Source organism: Cellulomonas dongxiuzhuiae (assembly GCF_018623035.1).
Classification (GTDB): Bacteria; Actinomycetota; Actinomycetes; order Actinomycetales; family Cellulomonadaceae; genus Cellulomonas; species Cellulomonas dongxiuzhuiae.
In genome coordinates, this window is the sequence record NZ_CP076023.1 from 39346 (window position 1) to 55382 (window position 16037).

Annotated in this window: 15 protein-coding genes; 6 read left to right on the plus strand and 9 right to left on the minus strand. The window is 75.8% G+C overall.

What is annotated here, in order from left to right:
- The first annotated feature begins 87 nt into the window (after nt 1-87).
- A complete protein-coding gene (locus tag KKR89_RS00190) occupies nt 88-699 on the plus strand; it encodes a carboxymuconolactone decarboxylase family protein (protein WP_208196707.1) in 612 nt (203 codons plus the stop codon).
- On the opposite strand, the gene sigJ is transcribed toward KKR89_RS00190, so the two are convergent.
- Nucleotides 674-1585, minus strand: a complete 912-nt coding sequence (sigJ, locus tag KKR89_RS00195) for an RNA polymerase sigma factor SigJ (protein WP_208196708.1) — start codon at nt 1583-1585, stop codon at nt 674-676. The genes KKR89_RS00190 and sigJ overlap by 26 nt on opposite strands.
- A 68-nt stretch (nt 1586-1653) precedes the next feature.
- Entirely contained in the window at nt 1654-2541 is an 888-nt protein-coding gene (locus KKR89_RS00200) for a hypothetical protein (RefSeq protein ID WP_208196709.1), read from the minus strand.
- A 311-nt stretch (nt 2542-2852) separates the two neighbouring features.
- On the opposite strand from KKR89_RS00200, the gene yiaA reads away from it, so the two are divergent.
- Complete coding sequence (yiaA, locus tag KKR89_RS00205) at nt 2853-3320, plus strand: inner membrane protein YiaA (protein ID WP_208196710.1); 468 nt, start codon at nt 2853-2855, stop codon at nt 3318-3320.
- A 29-nt stretch (nt 3321-3349) separates the two neighbouring features.
- On the opposite strand, the gene KKR89_RS00210 is transcribed toward yiaA, so the two are convergent.
- Complete coding sequence (locus tag KKR89_RS00210) at nt 3350-4330, minus strand: LacI family DNA-binding transcriptional regulator (RefSeq protein ID WP_208196711.1); 981 nt, start codon at nt 4328-4330, stop codon at nt 3350-3352.
- A gap of 74 nt (nt 4331-4404) precedes the next feature.
- On the opposite strand from KKR89_RS00210, the gene KKR89_RS00215 reads away from it, so the two are divergent.
- On the plus strand, nt 4405-6051 hold the full coding sequence (locus tag KKR89_RS00215) for an ABC-F family ATP-binding cassette domain-containing protein (RefSeq protein ID WP_208196712.1): 1647 nt from the start codon (nt 4405-4407) through the stop codon (nt 6049-6051).
- 57 nt (nt 6052-6108) lie between these two features.
- On the opposite strand, the gene KKR89_RS00220 is transcribed toward KKR89_RS00215, so the two are convergent.
- The gene (locus KKR89_RS00220) at nt 6109-6729 is read right to left on the minus strand and encodes a YigZ family protein (RefSeq protein WP_208196713.1); all 621 of its coding nucleotides are present in this window, start codon (nt 6727-6729) and stop codon (nt 6109-6111) included.
- Between KKR89_RS00220 and KKR89_RS00225 the strand changes: the two genes are divergently transcribed.
- Nucleotides 6728-7462, plus strand: a complete 735-nt coding sequence (locus KKR89_RS00225; RefSeq protein ID WP_208196714.1) for a hypothetical protein — start codon at nt 6728-6730, stop codon at nt 7460-7462. The genes KKR89_RS00220 and KKR89_RS00225 overlap by 2 nt on opposite strands.
- Nucleotides 7463-7573: 111 nt before the next feature.
- Nucleotides 7574-9058: a Tat pathway signal sequence domain protein gene (locus KKR89_RS00230; RefSeq protein WP_243882973.1), complete on the plus strand. Its 1485-nt coding sequence runs from the start codon at nt 7574-7576 to the stop codon at nt 9056-9058.
- A gap of 28 nt (nt 9059-9086) precedes the next feature.
- Here KKR89_RS00230 and KKR89_RS00235 read toward each other — a convergent pair whose 3' ends face one another.
- Nucleotides 9087-9479, minus strand: a complete 393-nt coding sequence (locus KKR89_RS00235) for a YchJ family protein (protein WP_208196715.1) — start codon at nt 9477-9479, stop codon at nt 9087-9089.
- A gap of 54 nt (nt 9480-9533) precedes the next feature.
- On the opposite strand from KKR89_RS00235, the gene KKR89_RS00240 reads away from it, so the two are divergent.
- Nucleotides 9534-10205, plus strand: a complete 672-nt coding sequence (locus KKR89_RS00240) for a ThuA domain-containing protein (protein WP_208196716.1) — start codon at nt 9534-9536, stop codon at nt 10203-10205.
- Nucleotides 10206-10207: 2 nt separating this feature from the next.
- On the opposite strand, the gene KKR89_RS00245 is transcribed toward KKR89_RS00240, so the two are convergent.
- The 4 genes from KKR89_RS00245 to KKR89_RS00260 all read right to left on the minus strand — a co-directional run bounded on the left by KKR89_RS00245 (nt 10208) and on the right by KKR89_RS00260 (nt 16016).
- Nucleotides 10208-11362 (minus strand): AI-2E family transporter, encoded by a 1155-nt coding sequence (locus tag KKR89_RS00245; protein ID WP_208196717.1) that lies wholly within the window; start codon nt 11360-11362, stop codon nt 10208-10210.
- 126 nt (nt 11363-11488) lie between these two features.
- Complete coding sequence (locus KKR89_RS00250) at nt 11489-12925, minus strand: outer membrane protein assembly factor BamB family protein (RefSeq protein ID WP_208196718.1); 1437 nt, start codon at nt 12923-12925, stop codon at nt 11489-11491.
- Nucleotides 12926-13002: 77 nt separating this feature from the next.
- Nucleotides 13003-14472, minus strand: a complete 1470-nt coding sequence (locus tag KKR89_RS00255; protein WP_208196719.1) for an outer membrane protein assembly factor BamB family protein — start codon at nt 14470-14472, stop codon at nt 13003-13005.
- A gap of 80 nt (nt 14473-14552) precedes the next feature.
- On the minus strand, nt 14553-16016 hold the full coding sequence (locus tag KKR89_RS00260) for a PQQ-binding-like beta-propeller repeat protein (protein WP_208196720.1): 1464 nt from the start codon (nt 16014-16016) through the stop codon (nt 14553-14555).
- Nucleotides 16017-16037: the final 21 nt, after the last annotated feature.

The window sequence follows — 16037 nt, forward strand, 5'->3', positions numbered from 1 at the left end:
AGGGTGCAGGGCCCGTCGGCCCCACGCTGTCACGTCCGGCCGTCCTGCGTCGTCATCCGGGTACCGACGACCACGAAGGAGCCCCCTATGGCCCGCATCACCCCGCCCGTCCGCCGCCGCCTCTCCGACCGGATCGCTGCTGCCGCGACCCGCCGGATGTTCGGCCGGTCCCTCGAGCCGGCGGCCGTCACGGCGCACCACCGCGGCGTCCTGTGGTCCCAGCTCCTCGGGGAGGTGGTGCTGCTGCGCGCGCGCCACCACCTGCCGGAGCGGCTGCGCAGCCTCGTCGAGCACCGCGTCGCGGTCGTCATCGGCTGCTCGTGGTGCATCGACTTCGGCGCGATGCTCGCGCTGCGCGTCGGGATCAGCGCGCAGGACGTCCTGGCCGTGCCGGACTACGCGGCGTCGCCCGCGTTCAGCGACCTGGAGAAGCGGGCGATGGCCTTCGCCGACGCCGCCACGGCCACCCCGCCCCGGGTGACGGACGACATGGTCGCCGGGATGCGCGCCGACCTGGGCGACGCGGGCGTCGTCGAGCTGGCGCACCTGGTGGCGCTGGAGAACCAGCGCTCGCGGCTCAACCACGCGCTGGGGATCACGGCGCAGGGCTTCACGGACGCGACGGTGTGCGCGCTGCCGGCCGTCCACGCGGCGGCGCCGAGCCCGGCGGCCGTCACCCCGGGACGCGGACCCGCGTGAGCTTCTCGGGGTTGCGGACCATGTCGACGCCGTGCACCAGGCCGTCAGGCCCGACGCGCGGCAGCACGACGTCGGTCCCCGCGCTCGCCGCCCCCGCATCCCCGCCGATCTGGACGAGCGCCCCCAGCTCGCCGTTGACCAGCACCGGGATGACCGTGACCGGTGCGCCCCCGGCTCGGACCACCAGCCCGAGCAGCAGCCGGGCGACGTGGTCGGCGCCCACCACGGGGCGCAGCGCGGCGCTGACGACCCCGCCGCCGTCGGAGCGCAGCACGACGCCGGGCGCGAGGGTCCGCAGCAGGCCGTCGAGGTCACCGGCCAGCGTCGCGCGCGTGAACGCCTCGACGACCTCGCGCTGGCGGGCGAGCGGGACCGCCGGTGGCGGCCGGTGGTCCCGGACGGCCCGGCGGGCACGCGACGCGAGCTGGCGCGCCGCGGCCACGGACGTCCCGAGCGTGTCGGCGACCTCCGTGAACGGCACCGCGAACACGTCGTGCAGCACGAACGCCACCCGCTGCTCGGGCGTGAGGCCCTCGAGCACGACGAGCAGCGCGAGCCGGACCGACTCGTCGAGCTCGATGAGCGCGTCGGGCCCCGGTGGCGCCTCGACCCCCTGCACCCACGGCTCCGGGAGCCACGGGCCGACGTACGTCTCGCGGCGCACCCGCGCCGAGCGCAGCCGGTCGAGGCACAGGCGCGACGTGACGGTCGTGAGCCAGGCGGCGGGCTCGTCGATCACGGACCGGTCGGCGGCGGCGAGCCGGAGCCACGCATCCTGCACGGCGTCCTCGGCCTCGACGACGCTGCCGAGGATCCGGTAGGCCACGCCGACGAGCCGGGACCGGTGCGCCTCGAACTCGCGGGCGAGCTCGTCCTGTGGGGTCATCGGGGCATCCTGCCAGGGCCCTCGCCCTGGGCGAGGACGCCAGGACCGCCCCCACCGACGCCGGGGCCTCACCCCACCTTGAGCTTCGACCCCGGCACCTGCTCGCGGATCGCGGCGACGAGCTCCTTGGCCGTGGCCTCGTCCTCGTCGTACGTCTCGTGGTGGGACACCGTGAGCCGCGGCTTGAGCGCGTCGGAGGTGAAGGTGAAGTCGACCTCGTGGTCGGCCGGGACGGGGAGCCCGAGCATCACCTCGAGGGCCGGCAGGTTGTCCTCCCACGCCGTGAACACGTGGGCCGCCCACACCGCGTCGGAGACGTGCTTCGAGCCGGTGGGGCCGCTGTGGCGGCCCAGGGGGTCGGGCTCCCGCTCGATCGTGGCGTCGTAGTTGATGTCGGCGTGGACGCCGTCGGCGCCGACCCCGATCCCGACGGCGACCGTGAGCGAGGACGCGCTCCAGCGGTCGCCGGAGCGCTGCAGCACGCCCTCCCACCAGCGCACGGCGACCCGGGCCGTCTCCAGGGCGTCCTCGCGCGCGACGTCGCTGATGGCGAAGCTGCCGTCCGAGGCGTCGAGGCTGATCGTCTGCGTGGGGATGGCCGCGTACAGGTCGTCGTGCGCCGTGCGCAGCAGGTCGAGCGCGGGCAGCGCGTGGCGGGGGAGCGCGAACGTCGAGTAGGGCGCGTCGTCGTCGTCACCGCTGTGCACGGCCAGGTCGAGGGACCAGTTCTCCTCGCCCTCCCGGACCACGTCGACGGCCGCGGCGAGCATCGCCGAGCTCCCCGACCGGTCCGCGACCGTCTGCACGAGGTACGTCAGGGGGAAGCCCTTCTCGGGCTCCATCAGCAGGATCTGCGACCCGGCCGGCAGGACCGACTCGAGCGCGCGGACTCGTGCCTGCGCCGCCTCGCGGTCGAAGGGCTTGGCCTTGCGGGTCAGGAAGCTCAGGATGCCCATGCCGCGACGCTACGGGTCTGCGAGGCCGGTTCCCCCGTCGGAGGTGCAGGGCCCGTCGGTGGTGCCGGGCCCGTCGGCGGTGCCGCGAGCTCCTGCCTCAGAGCCCCGTGCCGCGACGTGGTCACGTCCGTCCGTCGCCGGCGAACGCAAGGTCGCACGTGCGACCACTTCACGCGTGGGAGCCGGACAGGGATCCGAAATGGTCACAAGTGGGGCCAGGTGCGGTGCGGTGCTTGCTCGCGGGGGCGCCGACCGCCACCATCAGGGCGCGGCTGGCAGGGTGCCGGCGGCCCGACCCCCGGAGCGCCCCCATGTCGCAGCAGACCGTCCCCGCCCGTCCCACCGCCGCGTTCGTCGGCGCATCGTGGGTGGCCCTCGTCATCGCGGTCACGTCGTTCGGCGTCGGCCTGTGGAACGCCGACATGCTGCTGTCCGAGAAGGGCTTCTACGGGACCCTGCTGCTGCTCGGCCTGTTCTCGGCGATCGCCACCCAGAAGTCCGTGCGCGACCGCGCCGAGGGGGTGCCCGTGACGAGCATCTTCCTCGGCCTGTCGTGGAGCATGGTCCTCGTCTCGATGCTGCTCGTGGCCGTGGGCCTGTCCAACGCGAACCTCAGCCTGTCCGAGAAGGGCTTCTACGGGTTGGGCTACACGATGGCGCTGTTCGCCGTGGTCGCCGTGCAGAAGAACGTCCGCGACCTGGCCGCCTCCGCGGCTGCCGCGCCCGCCGCGCCGCGGCCGCCCGCCGAGACGGACGTGCACGCGACCGTCTGGAAGTGACCGCCGACCGGCCCTGACGCCGGTGGCGCTCAGGTCGACGCGCGCTGCACCACGTGGAACACGTCGTCGGGCCGCTCCGGCGGGTCCGCGGCGAGCCCCAGCGCGGCGAGCAGCGCGGCGGCCAGGTAGTCGGCCTGCGCGTCGATGGCCTGCCACACGGTCGTCAGGGCGGGTGCGGCGACGCGCGCGGCGGGGATGTCGTCGACGCCGATCACGGCGACGTCGCCGGGCACGTCGGCCCCGGTCGCCCGCAGCCCGGCCAGGACCGCCAGCGCGACCTCGTCGTTGTACGCGGCGACCCCCGTCACGCCGCCGGCGCGCCAGCCGCGGACCGCGTCCGATGCGGACGCGACGTCGAGGTCGACAGCCGTGACCAGCGGCTCCGGCAGGCCGTGACGCTCGCACGCGGCGCGCACACCGGCGAGCCGCCGGTCGGCGAAGGCCGCGACGCGGTCGTCCTGCGGCGACGCGTACGCCAGCACCCGGCGGCCGCGGGACACGAGGTGGTCCGCCTGCAGCGCACCGATGCTCGACTGCGGGACCGCGAACACGTCGGGCTGCGGGTCGGCGTCGAGGGCCGCCCCCACCACGGGGATGCCGGCCTGGCGCATGGCGCGCGCGTCCTGCTCGCCGAACGGCGTCAGGCCCAGCACCGCGCACGGCGTGACCGCGCGCCACAGCTCCGCCAGCGGGCGGGAGTCGCGGCAGATGTGCACCAGGACCGTCAGGCCGTGGTCGGCCAGCGCGGTCGCGAGGAGGTCGAGGAGCCGGTCGATGGCGGACCCGATGGTCCAGTCGGGCAGCACGCAGAGCACCAGGTCGCTGCGCCCCGAGCGCAGCGCCCGCGCGGGTGCGGAGGGCGTGTAGCCCAGGCGGGCCGCGGTCTCGAGCACGCGCTGGCGGGTCGCTTCGGTGAGCGCGATCCCCGTCTTGGCGTTGAGCACGTAGGAGACGGTGGTCCGCGAGACACCGCTCTCACGGGCCACGTCGGCGCTGGTGACGCGCGCCACGTCGGTCCCCTCCCTCGCGTCCGGCCACAGCTCGGCAACAGCGTAGGCGCTGGCGCCACGGGCAGGATGTGCCCATGAGTGCAACCCTCCAGGCCCGGTCGGTCGCCGCGGCGTTCGGCGACCGTGAGCTGTTCTCCGGGCTCGACCTCGTCGTCGCGCCGGGCGACGTCGTGGGGCTCGTCGGGCCCAACGGCGCGGGCAAGACGACCCTGCTGCGGATCCTCGCAGGTCAGCGGCCCCCGGACGCGGGGTCGGTGGCGCTGTCGCCGCCCACCGCGCAGGTCGGCTACCTCGTCCAGGAGGTCGAGCGGCGCCCCGACGAGAGCGTGCGGGCCTACCTGGAGCGGCGTACCGGGGTGCACGACGCGCAGCGCGCGATGGACGCGGCGTCGGACGCGCTCGCGGTGGACGCGCCGGACGCCGCCGACGAGTTCACCCGTGCGCTCGAGCGCTGGATGGCGCTGGGCGGCGCCGACCTCGACACGCGCCTCGACGTGGTCGCCGCCGACCTGGGCCTCGCGGTCGACCTCGACCTGCCCATGACCGCGCTGTCCGGCGGTCAGGCGGCACGTGTCGGCCTCGCGGCGCTGCTGCTCTCGCGCTTCGACATGTACCTGCTCGACGAGCCGACCAACGACCTGGACGCCGACGGCCTGGACCGGCTCGAGGAGTTCGTGGAGCGCGCGCAGGCGCCGGTCGTCGTCGTCAGCCACGACCGCGAGTTCCTCGCGCGGACCGTCACGACGGTTGTCGAGATCGACCGCAGCCTGCAGCGCGTCGTGACGTACGGGGGCTCGTACGACGCCTACCTCGAGGAGCGGTCGACGGCCCGCCGCCAGGCGCGCGAGGCGTACGAGGACTACGCGGGGCGGCGCGACGCGCTGGCCTCGCGCGCCCGGATGCAGCGCGCGTGGATGGAGAAGGGCGTGCGCAACGCGCGGCGCAAGGCATCCGACAACGACAAGCACGTCAAGCACCACCGGGGCGAGACGTCCGAGAAGCAGGCGTCCAAGGCGCGCCAGACGGACCGGATGATCGAGCGGCTCGAGACCGTGGACGAGCCGCGCAAGGAGTGGCAGCTGCAGATGAGCATCGCGACGGCACCGCGCTCGGGCGCTGTCGTGGCGACGACGCGCGCCGCGGTGGTGCGCCGCGGCGACTTCGTCCTGGGACCCGTGGACCTGCAGCTCGACTGGCAGGACCGCGTCGCGGTCACCGGGCCCAACGGGTCCGGCAAGTCGACGCTCCTCGCGCTGCTGCTGGGGCGGCTCGCCCCCGACGAGGGCAGCGCGTCGCTCGGGCCGGGCGTGCTGGTCGGCGAGGTCGACCAGGCGCGCGCCGCGTTCGAGGGCGACGAGCCCGTCGGTGAGGCGTTCGCGCGGCAGGTGCCGGAGTGGTCGACGGCCGACGTGCGCACGCTGCTCGCCAAGTTCGGCCTCGCCGGCCACCAGGTCGGGCGCCCCGCGGCGTCGCTGTCGCCGGGCGAGCGCACGCGGGCGGCGCTGGCGCTGCTGCAGGCCCGCGGCGTGAACCTGCTGGTCCTCGACGAGCCGACCAACCACCTCGACCTGCCGGCCATCGAGCAGCTCGAGCACGCCATGGAGTCGTTCGACGGCACGATCCTGCTGGTCACGCACGACCGGCGGATGCTCGACACCGTGCGTCTGACGCGGCGCTGGCACGTCGAGGAGGGACAGGTGCGCGAGGTCCGGCCGGACTGACACGCGCGCTGCTCAGCTCCCGTCGACCCAGCGCTCGCCGACTCAGCACCCGTCGACTCAGCGCCCGTCGACCCACCGCTCGCCGACGCGCTCCGGCTCGACCCGGCCCGAGGTGAGCGCCGCGACGGTCGCCACGAGCGCCTGCGGGTCGGTGACGCCGAGCAGCAGCCGCACGTCCTGCGCGTACGCGGTGTCGAGCACCTCGACGCCGCGCGTGCGCAGCTCGGCCTCGACGCGTCCCGCCTCGGTGTGGTCGAGGCGCACGCTCCACTCCTCGAGCAGCCGCCGCTCGAGCGTGCCGACCTCCGCCAGCCCGGCGGACACCGCGTCGCCGTACGCCCGCACGAGCCCGCCGGCGCCCAGCAGGATCCCGCCGAACCAGCGGGTGACGACCACCGCGACGTCGCTGACGCCGTGACCGCGGAGCACCTCGAGCATCGGCGCCCCGGCGGTCCCGGCCGGCTCGCCGTCGTCGGACGACCGCTGCAGCATCGCGTCCGGGCCGATGACGAACGCGGAGCAGTGGTGGCGCGCGTCCCAGTGGGCCCTGCGCAGCTCGTCGACCAGGGCGCGGGCCTCGCTCTCCTGCTCGACCCGGCGCAGCGTGCACAGGAACCGGGACCGCTTGACCTCGAGGGTCGCCTCACCGTCCCGGGCGATGGTCAGGTAGGAGCGCATGGCAGCACCCACGATGCCACGCGCCGGGCGCCCCGACGCACCGCCACCCGTCGCGCGACCGACCCCGGTCGTCCTGGCGACCGATGCCGGGCCGTCGCCCGGCTCGCTACCGTGGCGGCTCGACGACAGGAGGCCCACCATCACCACGAACCCCAGGTCCCGAGCCCTGAACGCCGCCCTCACCGGCCTGGCGACCGCCGCGTACTACGCCGTCCCCGACGTCACCCCGTCCCGGGCTGCGCGCGGCTGGCTCAAGGCCGCCTGTCTCGTCGCGGGAGTTGCGCTCACCGCGGCCGCGCCCGAGAGCCGTGAGGGCTGGCGGAAGCTGCGCTCGACGTGGCAGGAGGGCGTCGCAGGGGACGGTGCCCTCGGGACGCGCGACGCAGCGGTGACGGACGACGCAGCGGTGACGGACGACGCAGCGGTGACGGACGACGCAGCGGTGACGGACGACGCAGCGGTGACGGACGACGCACCCGGACCCCGAGCCGTCGACGCAGCGGTGACGGACGACGACGCGTCGCCCTCCCGGAAGACCGTCGTCGCGGTCGTCGGTGTCGTCGTGCTCGCCGCGTCCACCGCGCTGACGGTCGCGGGCGAGAAGTGGCTCTTCCGCCGCGGTGAGGCCCGCGCGGCGGCCGGCGTGCGGTTCGCGCACACCCGCACAGGGCTGGCCCTGGGGGCGCTCAGCGTCGCGTTGTCGCTGGTCCCCGACCCGTCGGACCGAGCGTGAGCCGCGTGCGGCAGATCGGGTGAAATGTGGGGTTCCGCCGCCCGGCCCAGGTCCCTAGCCTGGGTCGGGTGCCGCGACGTCGCGGCCACCCCCACACCCCGGGAGCGCGCGATGCCGGACACCACGAGAGTCCCCGTCACGACCCGCACCACCTCTGCCACCGGCCCCACCGGCCCCACCGACCGCGGCGTGCTCGGCCGTCGCACGTTCCTCGCCATCGCGGGCGCGGCGACCGCCGTCGTGGCCGGGGCGGGCGCCGCCGCGGCGCACGACGGACGTGCGTGGGGCCCACGGCCCGCACTGCACCACCGCCCCGGACGCCCGCACGGCGGCCGCGCCGGGTCGGAGCGGGCCGCCGTCGCCTTCGTCCGCGCCGCAGCCGACGCCTACCCGACCGTCAACACCGGCCCGCGGCTCGCGCAGAGCTACACCGACGAGCTCGGCCTGTTCTCCACGGCGTTCGTCTACGACAACGCGCTCGCGGTCTGCGCCCTGCTCGCCGACGGCCGCCGCAGCAGCGTCGACACCGCCCGCGTCATCGGCGACGGCCTGGTCTTCGCGCAGGACCACGACCCCGACCACGCCGACGGCCGCCTGCGCCAGGGCTACAACGTCGGCCCGTACACGTTCTACGACGGCTCGCCGCAGCCCGACGGGTTCGTGCGCGCCGACGGCGCCGCGAACGTCGGCTGGCAGTTCGGGTTCCTCGGCACCGCGGTCGGGGACATGGCGTGGCCGGGCATCGCGCTGCTGCACCTGTTCCGTGCCACGCGCGACCCCCGCTACCTGCGCGCGGCCGTGCGCATCGGGGAGTGGATCACGACGACCACGTGGTCGACCGCGCCCCTCGGCGGCTTCTCGTTCGGCGTCGACGGTGGCAACCAGCCCGTCCCCAACGGGTCGACCGAGCACAACGTCGACTGCGTCGCCTTCTTCTCGATGCTGCGCAAGACCACCGGGGAGCGGCGCTGGACCCACGCGTCCGAGCACGCGCTCGCGTTCGTCGACCGCATGTGGGAGCCGGCCTCCGGCTGGTTCTGGACGGGCACGAACGACGGCGTCGAGATCAACCGCGACCCGGTCCCGCTCGACCCCGCGACGTGGAGCCGCCTCGCGATCCGGGAGCGCCGGTACGACCGGGCCCTCGACTGGGCGGGTCAGGCGCTCGCGGTGACGGACGACCCGTCCGCCCCCACCTCGCAGCTGCCCGACGACGCCGAGCGGATCTCCGGTGTCACGTTCAGCACCGCCTCGCTGACGTCGACGGCCCAGTACAACGGCATCACCGTGCACCCGCAGGGCGTGTGGCTCGAGGGCACGGCACAGCTCGCCACGTCGCTGCTCGACCGCGACCGCCGCGAGGACCGGCAGCGGGCCGAGTGGCTCCTGGGCCAGGTGCGCCGCGCGCAGGACACCCTCGGCGGCGGGCAGCACCTGGGCGGCGCCGAGGTCGACGGCGGCGTCGTGGCGGCCTCCAGCCTCATCGACTCGGGCTTCGGGTTCGGCTACTTCCAGGTGCAGCACGTCGGCGCGACGTCGTGGTTCCTGCTGGCGTCGAACGCCGCCAACCCGATGCGCTGGGGCGGCCTGCGCTGACGGGCGGGCGGCGGTCGGCGTCGCGCGGTCAGCGGGTCGGGTCGACGTCCCCGTCCACGTACTGCCAGCCGTCCGCGCCGCGGACGAACCGGCTGACCTCGCGCACCGAACCCCGGCCGTCGGGGCTGCGCCAGAACGCCTCGAACTCGACCGTCCCCGCGCTGTCGAACACGCCGCCGCCCGTCGTGGCGCCCACGTCGAGGCGGTACCAGCGCACGTCGTCGTCGAGCGCCAGGTCCGCCGGGCGCGTCGAGGGGTGCCACGAGCGCCGCAGGTACGCGACGTCGCCGACGGCGAACGCGCTGAAGCGCGAGCGCATGAGCTGCTCGGCCGTGCCGGCGGTCCGCTCGCCGCGGTGCAGCGGCTCGCAGCACTCGGCGAGGGGCAGGCCACTGCCGCAGGGGCACCGGGTCGGGTTCACGGCACGAGTCTGCCGGGCCGCGGCGGGGCGTCGCACGTCGCCTAGCGTGGGGGCATGCCCGGACCGACGTCCCCCCGCGCCCTGGTCCTCGCGGGCCGCGCCCGTTACGCCGACCCGTGGCACGACCACGCCGCGACGTCGCACGCCGTGGCGTGCGAGCTGGCGGATGCCGGGTTCGACGTCGCGGTGCGCAGCACGTTCCCCGACGCGCTCGCGGACCTGCGGGCGGCCGACCTGCTGGTCGTCAACGCAGGTCAGGGGCCCGTGGACGACGACGACGCGGTGTGGCGCCCGCTGCACGAGCGCGTCCGCGACCACGCCGCCGCCGGCGGGCCCGTGCTCGCGCTGCACCAGGCGGCCATGACGTTCGCCGACAGCCCGTGGTGGTCGGACGTGATGGGGGGCCGCTGGGTCGAGGGCCGGTCCTGGCACCCGCCGCAGGGCGTCGCGACGTTCGACGTCCGCGCCGGGCACCCGGTCACGCGCGGGCTGGGCCCGCTGGTGGTCGACGACGAGCGGTACACCGACCTCGTCGTCGCACCGGACGTGGGCGCCCTCGTGACGCACGACGAGGGCGCCGCGACGCACCCGGTGGTCTGGGTCGTGGCGGGCCGCCGGGTCGTCTACGACGCGCTGGGCCACGACGTCGGGTCGTACGCCGCACCCGCGCGGGCCGCGCTGCTGCGCCGCGAGGCGCGCTGGCTCGTCGGCCTGCCGCCCGCCTGACCTCAGACGGTCTCTGCCCTCTTCTGCCGCGCGAAGCGCGCGGGCGTCGCGGGGCCGTCCCACACCTGCACCGCACCCCACAGGGACGCCGCGATCGGCACCGCCAGCACGGCACCCGTGACGCCCGCCAGCACGGTGCCCGCGGTCAGGGCGACGAGGATGACCAGCGGGTGCAGGCGCAGCGAGCGGCCCATGACGACCGGCTGCAGGAAGTCCCCCTCGAGCTGGTTCACGGCGACGACGATCGCCAGGACGACGAGCGCCTGGACGGGCCCGAGGGCCACGAGGGCGACGAGCGCCGCGAGGATGCCGGCGAGGGTCGCGCCGACCAGCGGGATGAACGCGAGCAGGAACACCAGGACGGACAGCGGCAGCACGAGCGGCACACCGACGACCGCCAGCCCGATGCCGATCCCGATCGCGTCCACGGCCGCGACGATCGCGGTGCCGCGCACGTACCCGCCGAGGGTCTGCACGGTCTTGTGCCCCACGCGCAGCCCGCGCTCGTACCGCGCACCCTCGAACGGCCGCAGCAGGAACTCCCAGATCCGGGGGCCGTCCTTGAGGAAGAAGAACAGCACCACGACCATGATGAAGAAGCCCGCGACGAAGTCGGCGGTCTGGGACAGGCCCGCCGCCGCGCCGGCGCCGACCGCGTCCGAGGCGAGCGCGCCCTGCAGCGCGTCCTGCGCCTCGGTGATCTGCTCGTCGGTGATCTCGAACGGCAGTCCGGACACGAGGTCCCGCAGCTCGCCGAGGCCGTCCGCCGCGGACGTGGCCAGCTCGTCCCACTGGTCGGCGACGGCGCGCACGACGGCCCAGACGATCAGCGAGAGCACCCCGACGAGCGTCACCAGCGCGAGCCACGTCGCGAGCAGCGACGGCACGCCGCGGCGGCGCAGCCAGGAGACCAGTGGGCTGATCGCAGCGGCGAGCACGAGCGCGATGAGCACGGGGATGACGACGAGCGTCAGCTGCATGACGGCCACCACGCCGACCGCGACCACCGCGAGGATCGCGAGCACCTGCAGCGAGCGGGTGCCGACGCGTCCGAAGCCGTCGGACCACAGCGATGCCGTGGGACCGCGCTGCTCCACGGGTGGTGTGACGGCCGGTCGTGCCGTCGTCACGTCGCGTCGTCCGCCGAACCAGCCCATGCACGTCCTCCGTGGTGGTGTCGGGCCCGGTGGGCGCCTAGTTGGTGCAGACGGTACGGGCTGCGCCGTCCGACGGCACGGGCTGGGCCGGTGCACGGGCTCGCTCCCCGGGAGTTGCCCGACGCGTCAGCGCAGCACGACCGTGCCCTGCGGGCCCACGCCCAGCAGGACGCCGTCGGCCTCGTCGACGCGCATGACGCCGTCCAGCCCGCTGCGGTCCGTGCGCCACTGCACGGTCCCGTCGGCGGGGTCGACCGCGACGAGCCGCGGACCGGTGGTCGGCGTCGCCCCGGCGACGAGCAGGTGGGAGCCGTCGGTCGCCACGCCGGTGACGGCGGCGTCCCCGCCGAGCAGCTCGGGTGCCGTCGTCTCCCACAGCACCTCGCCCGTGCGCGCGTCGAGCGTCGTGACGTGGAACGCGTCGTACACGTGCAGGCAACCGCCGACGACCAGCGCCACCTGCCCCGGGACGTCCGCCCGCCACCGCGGCTCACCGGTCCGCGCGTCCCACGCCCGCAGGCCGCCCGACGTGGTCAGTGCGAGCCCCGGGACGCTGCCGTCGTCGACGTCCACGGGTACCGGTGCGCCCTCGAGCCGCACCTCGCCCGCCGGGCCGACGAGGCGCGTGTAGCCCTCGCTGCCGACCACCAGCGCCGTGCCGTCCTGGCGTGCCCCCGTGACGGTGGCCAGCGTGCCGGCGGTCGCGAGGGTCGACCCGTCGGCGACGTCGAGCAGCACCGCGCCCGCGCCCAGCACCCCGACCGCGGTGTCGCCCACCGGGACGACCCGCACCTCCGCGCCCCACCGCAGCCAGCCGCCCCCGAAACCCGTGTCGGCGCGCACACGCCACCGCTGGGCGCCCGTCGCCGGGTCCAGCGCCCACACCGTCGTGCCGTCGTCGAGCGGGGCCGCGAGCACGAGCGCCCCGTCCGTCACGCCGACCGCCGCCGCGACGTTCCCGTCGTCCACGGCGGCGTGGTCGGCGACGACCTCGCCCGACGCGGCGTCCACGACCTCCACGCGGGCCGACGTCGCCGGCTCGCTGGTCGACGTCGCCGGCGGCCCCTCGAGCGTGCCGGCGACGGTCGCGTCGTGCACGAGGCACACCACCCGGCCGGGCAGCGTGGGTCCGGCGGTGCACTGCAGCCCGTACCGGACGGTCCCGGCCGGCAGGGGTGGGTCGGGCGCGTCGAGCAGCGGCGCCGTCCACCGCACGGCACCCGTCGTGAGGTCGCGCGCGGCCACGGACATCGCGCCGTCCGGTGCGATCCGGCCCTCGAGCAGCCGTGACCCGACGACCTGCACGTCGCCCGTCGCGTCGTCGTGCAGGCGCCACGCGACGCGCGGCGGGTCCGGCTGCGGGTCGAGCACGCCGGTCACGTGGGTCAGCGCCGCGAGGCGGGCGCCCTCGCGCGCGTCCGCGACGAGCTGCGCCAGGACGAGGACCACCACGACCGCGAGCAGCACCAGGGCGCCCCACCGGCGCCGCGCCGGGCCGGCGGGGGATTCCGGCGCGGGCGCCCCGGGGTCGTCGTCGAGCTCGACCAGCACCGGGTCACCCACCTCCCGCACGCTACCCAGCGGGCGCGACGGCGACCAGGACCCGCGACGGTCCGAGCGCGGGACGCCGCCGGCGCGGGTCAGCGCAGGATCGTGATGCGCGTGACGTCGCCGTCGTCGTCGCGGTCGAGCGCCACCAGCATGCCCCCGTACGACGTCAGCTCGTCGGTGCCGTCGGGCAGCGGCGCGCGCCACACCTCCGAGCCGTCCGCCGGGTCCAGGGCCACCATCTCGCTGCGCTGCCCGCGGCTCGGCGCCGCGACCAGGGCGTACAGGTGCCGGCCGTCCGTCAGGGGATCGGCGCTCGACACGTCCGACGTCCACAGCTCGTCGCCGGTGCGCGCGTCGAGCGCCGTCAGCCCGAGGCCCGCGTCGAGGTGCACGCGCCCTCCGAGCACGAAGACCACCGGGGGCACGATGCCCGGGGAGGACCACTGCCGCGTCCCCTCGGCGTCCCACGCGGTGAGCGACCCGTCGACGGACGTGAGGACGAGGCCCGGGACGCTGCCGTCGTCGACGAAGGCCGGCACGATGTCGCCCGTCACGTCGACGTCACCGTCGGGACGGACGACGGTCGTGGTGCCGTAGGACTCGGGCGGCGTCACGTAGAGCGCGCCGGTGTCCCAGCCCGTGATGTACCCGCCGTCCAGCGGCATGGTCCGCACCGTGCGTCCCGCGGCGTCGAGGAGGCGGAGCTCGGTCGCCGTCACGACCGCCACGAGGTCGCCGAGGTCGGTGAGGTAGGTCTGCGACATCTGGTCGTCGACCGGTTCGGGGACCGTCAGGTCCCACGCGGGCGATCCGTCCCACGTGACCGCTCGGACGTCCGTCACCCGCTCGCTCCCCGTGCCGTGCTGCGTGCTGACGACGACGACGTCCCGCGTGACGACCAGCGACGAGAACGACCCCGTGACGTCGAGCGCGTCGGTGAGGTCCCGGACCACCGTGCCGTCGCGCGTGTCGAGGGTGACGACGCGCACCACCGACGGCGGCACCCCGGTGGGATCACCGTCCTCGTCGACGGACTCCGTCCCGTCGTGCACCCAGCACGTCACGCGGTGCTCCCGCCCGGGGTCCTCGCTGCACAGCCCCGACCACGCGAAGGCCGCCGGGGTGTCCTGCGCGGCGCGCGTCGAGCCGTCGATGAGCTCGACGCGCCACGCCTCCACGCCCGTCGCGCCATCGAGCGCGGCCACCTCCACCGGGCCCTGGCCGGTGTGCTGCACCCCGACCAGGAGTCCGTCGGAGGTGCGCGCGTCCACCGTGAACCGGTCCTCCGTCATCTCCCACCGGACCACAGGCGGGCCCGCCAGCAGGTCGACCGCGCCGGCCTGCCCGACGACCGCCTCGACCCACGCTCGCTCGCGGCGGTCCACGACGGACTGGCCGACGACCGCACCGACGACCAGGACCGTCACCAGCGCGACCCCGACGACCAGCGCCCGGCGGCCGCGGCGCCCCGCGTCCGGCCCCGCGGCACCGTCGGCGGTCGCGGTGGGCTCGTCGTCGTCGACGAGCTCCACGTCGTGCAGAGGGCTGCGGCGGGCCATCGTCGCAGGCTAGCGCCGTGCGCGGTGGTGCGGGGCGGGTTCGGGGCGGGTTCGCGGCGGGTGCGGTCGAGCGGCTCCGGTCAGCGCAGGACGCGGTACGTCTCCACCAGGGTGGCCTCGTCGAACGTCTGCATCAGGAGCAGACCGTCCAGCGTGGACAGCCACGTGCGGGCGGGCAGCGGCGTGCGCCACGCCTCGGTGCCGTCGGCGACGTGCAGCGCGACCAGGTCGTAGGGCCCGCTGTGCCGGCCACCGCGGCTGCCGAGCACGTACAGGTGGCGGCCGTCCGTCAGGGGCGTCCCCACGCCGGTCGGTCCGGCCCACCGCCACAGCTCGGCACCGGTCGCACCGTCGTACGTCACGAGCCACGCGGACGTCCCCACGTGCACCCGGCCCTGCAGGATCGTCGCGTTCTGGGCGTCGAAGACCGTGGCCTGCCAGCGCGGCGTGCCGTCGCCCGCGTCCCACGCCTGCAGCTGTGGCGTGCGCGTCAGGACGAGGCCCGGGACGCTGCCGTCGTCCACGACGACGGGCAGGGGAGACCCGTCGAGGCGGACCTCGGCGGTCGCCGACACCACCGCGGACGAGGACTCGCCGCCGATCACGGCGGCCGCGAGGGCGGTGGAGAGCTCGACGGTCGTCGGGGTGCCCTGGCCCGTGAGGCCGGTCTCCGTCTGCGTCCCGACGGTGCGCAGGACCTCTCCGTCGGTGGACACGAGCGTGACCGCCGTGCCGTGGTCGACGGCGAGCGTCCGCGCGTCGAGCAGGGCGCTCGTCGCGGCGTCCGGCGTGAACGGCCGGTCGTCCGCGCCGGCCCCGACCGTGACGTGCCAGCGCTCGGTGCCGTACAGCACGCTCTGCGACCGGACGTGCGTCGTGCCGTCGACCGTGCCGACGAGCAGCACGTCGTCGCCGGACGGGGTCAGCCACTGCGCCGTCGCGGGGGTCTCGCGCTCGAACTGCACGGTGCCGTCGTCGGCGTCGAGCACGAGCAGCCGTGCCGTCGTGGGCGGGACGGTCGTCCACGCCCCGTCGAGGACGTCGACGCCGCCGTCCGTGACCAGGCAGACCACCTGGCCGCGGTGGTCGGGCCGGGCCGCGCACGGCACGGGGCCGGGCCTGGCCTCGGGAGTCCACCGGGCGCGGGGCCCGACCGCGTCGAGCGCCCAGAGCCGGGCGCCCGTCGCCACGTCCCGGCCCTCGAGCACGACCGCGTGGTCGGCCGTCTCGCGCGAGGTCACCAGCACCGACCCGGCGCGTGCGGCGCCCGCGAGACGCGTGCCCTCGTCCACCTCCCACGCGACCTCGACCTCGTCGTCGAGCGGCACGAGGACGCCGCGGACGTCGCCCAGCGCCGCCAGCGCGACGCGCTCGCGGTAGTCGGTGACGGCCTGGCCGACGACGAGCGCGAGGACCGCCACCACCGGGACGGCGAGCCACCACCACCGGCGCCCGAGGGCGGTCGAGCGGCCGGGCGAGGGCGGCACAGGACCGTCGGGGCTGCCGTCCTCCAGCGCCACCTCGACCCTGCGCGCGCCTGCCATGGCCGCACGGTAACCGCGGGG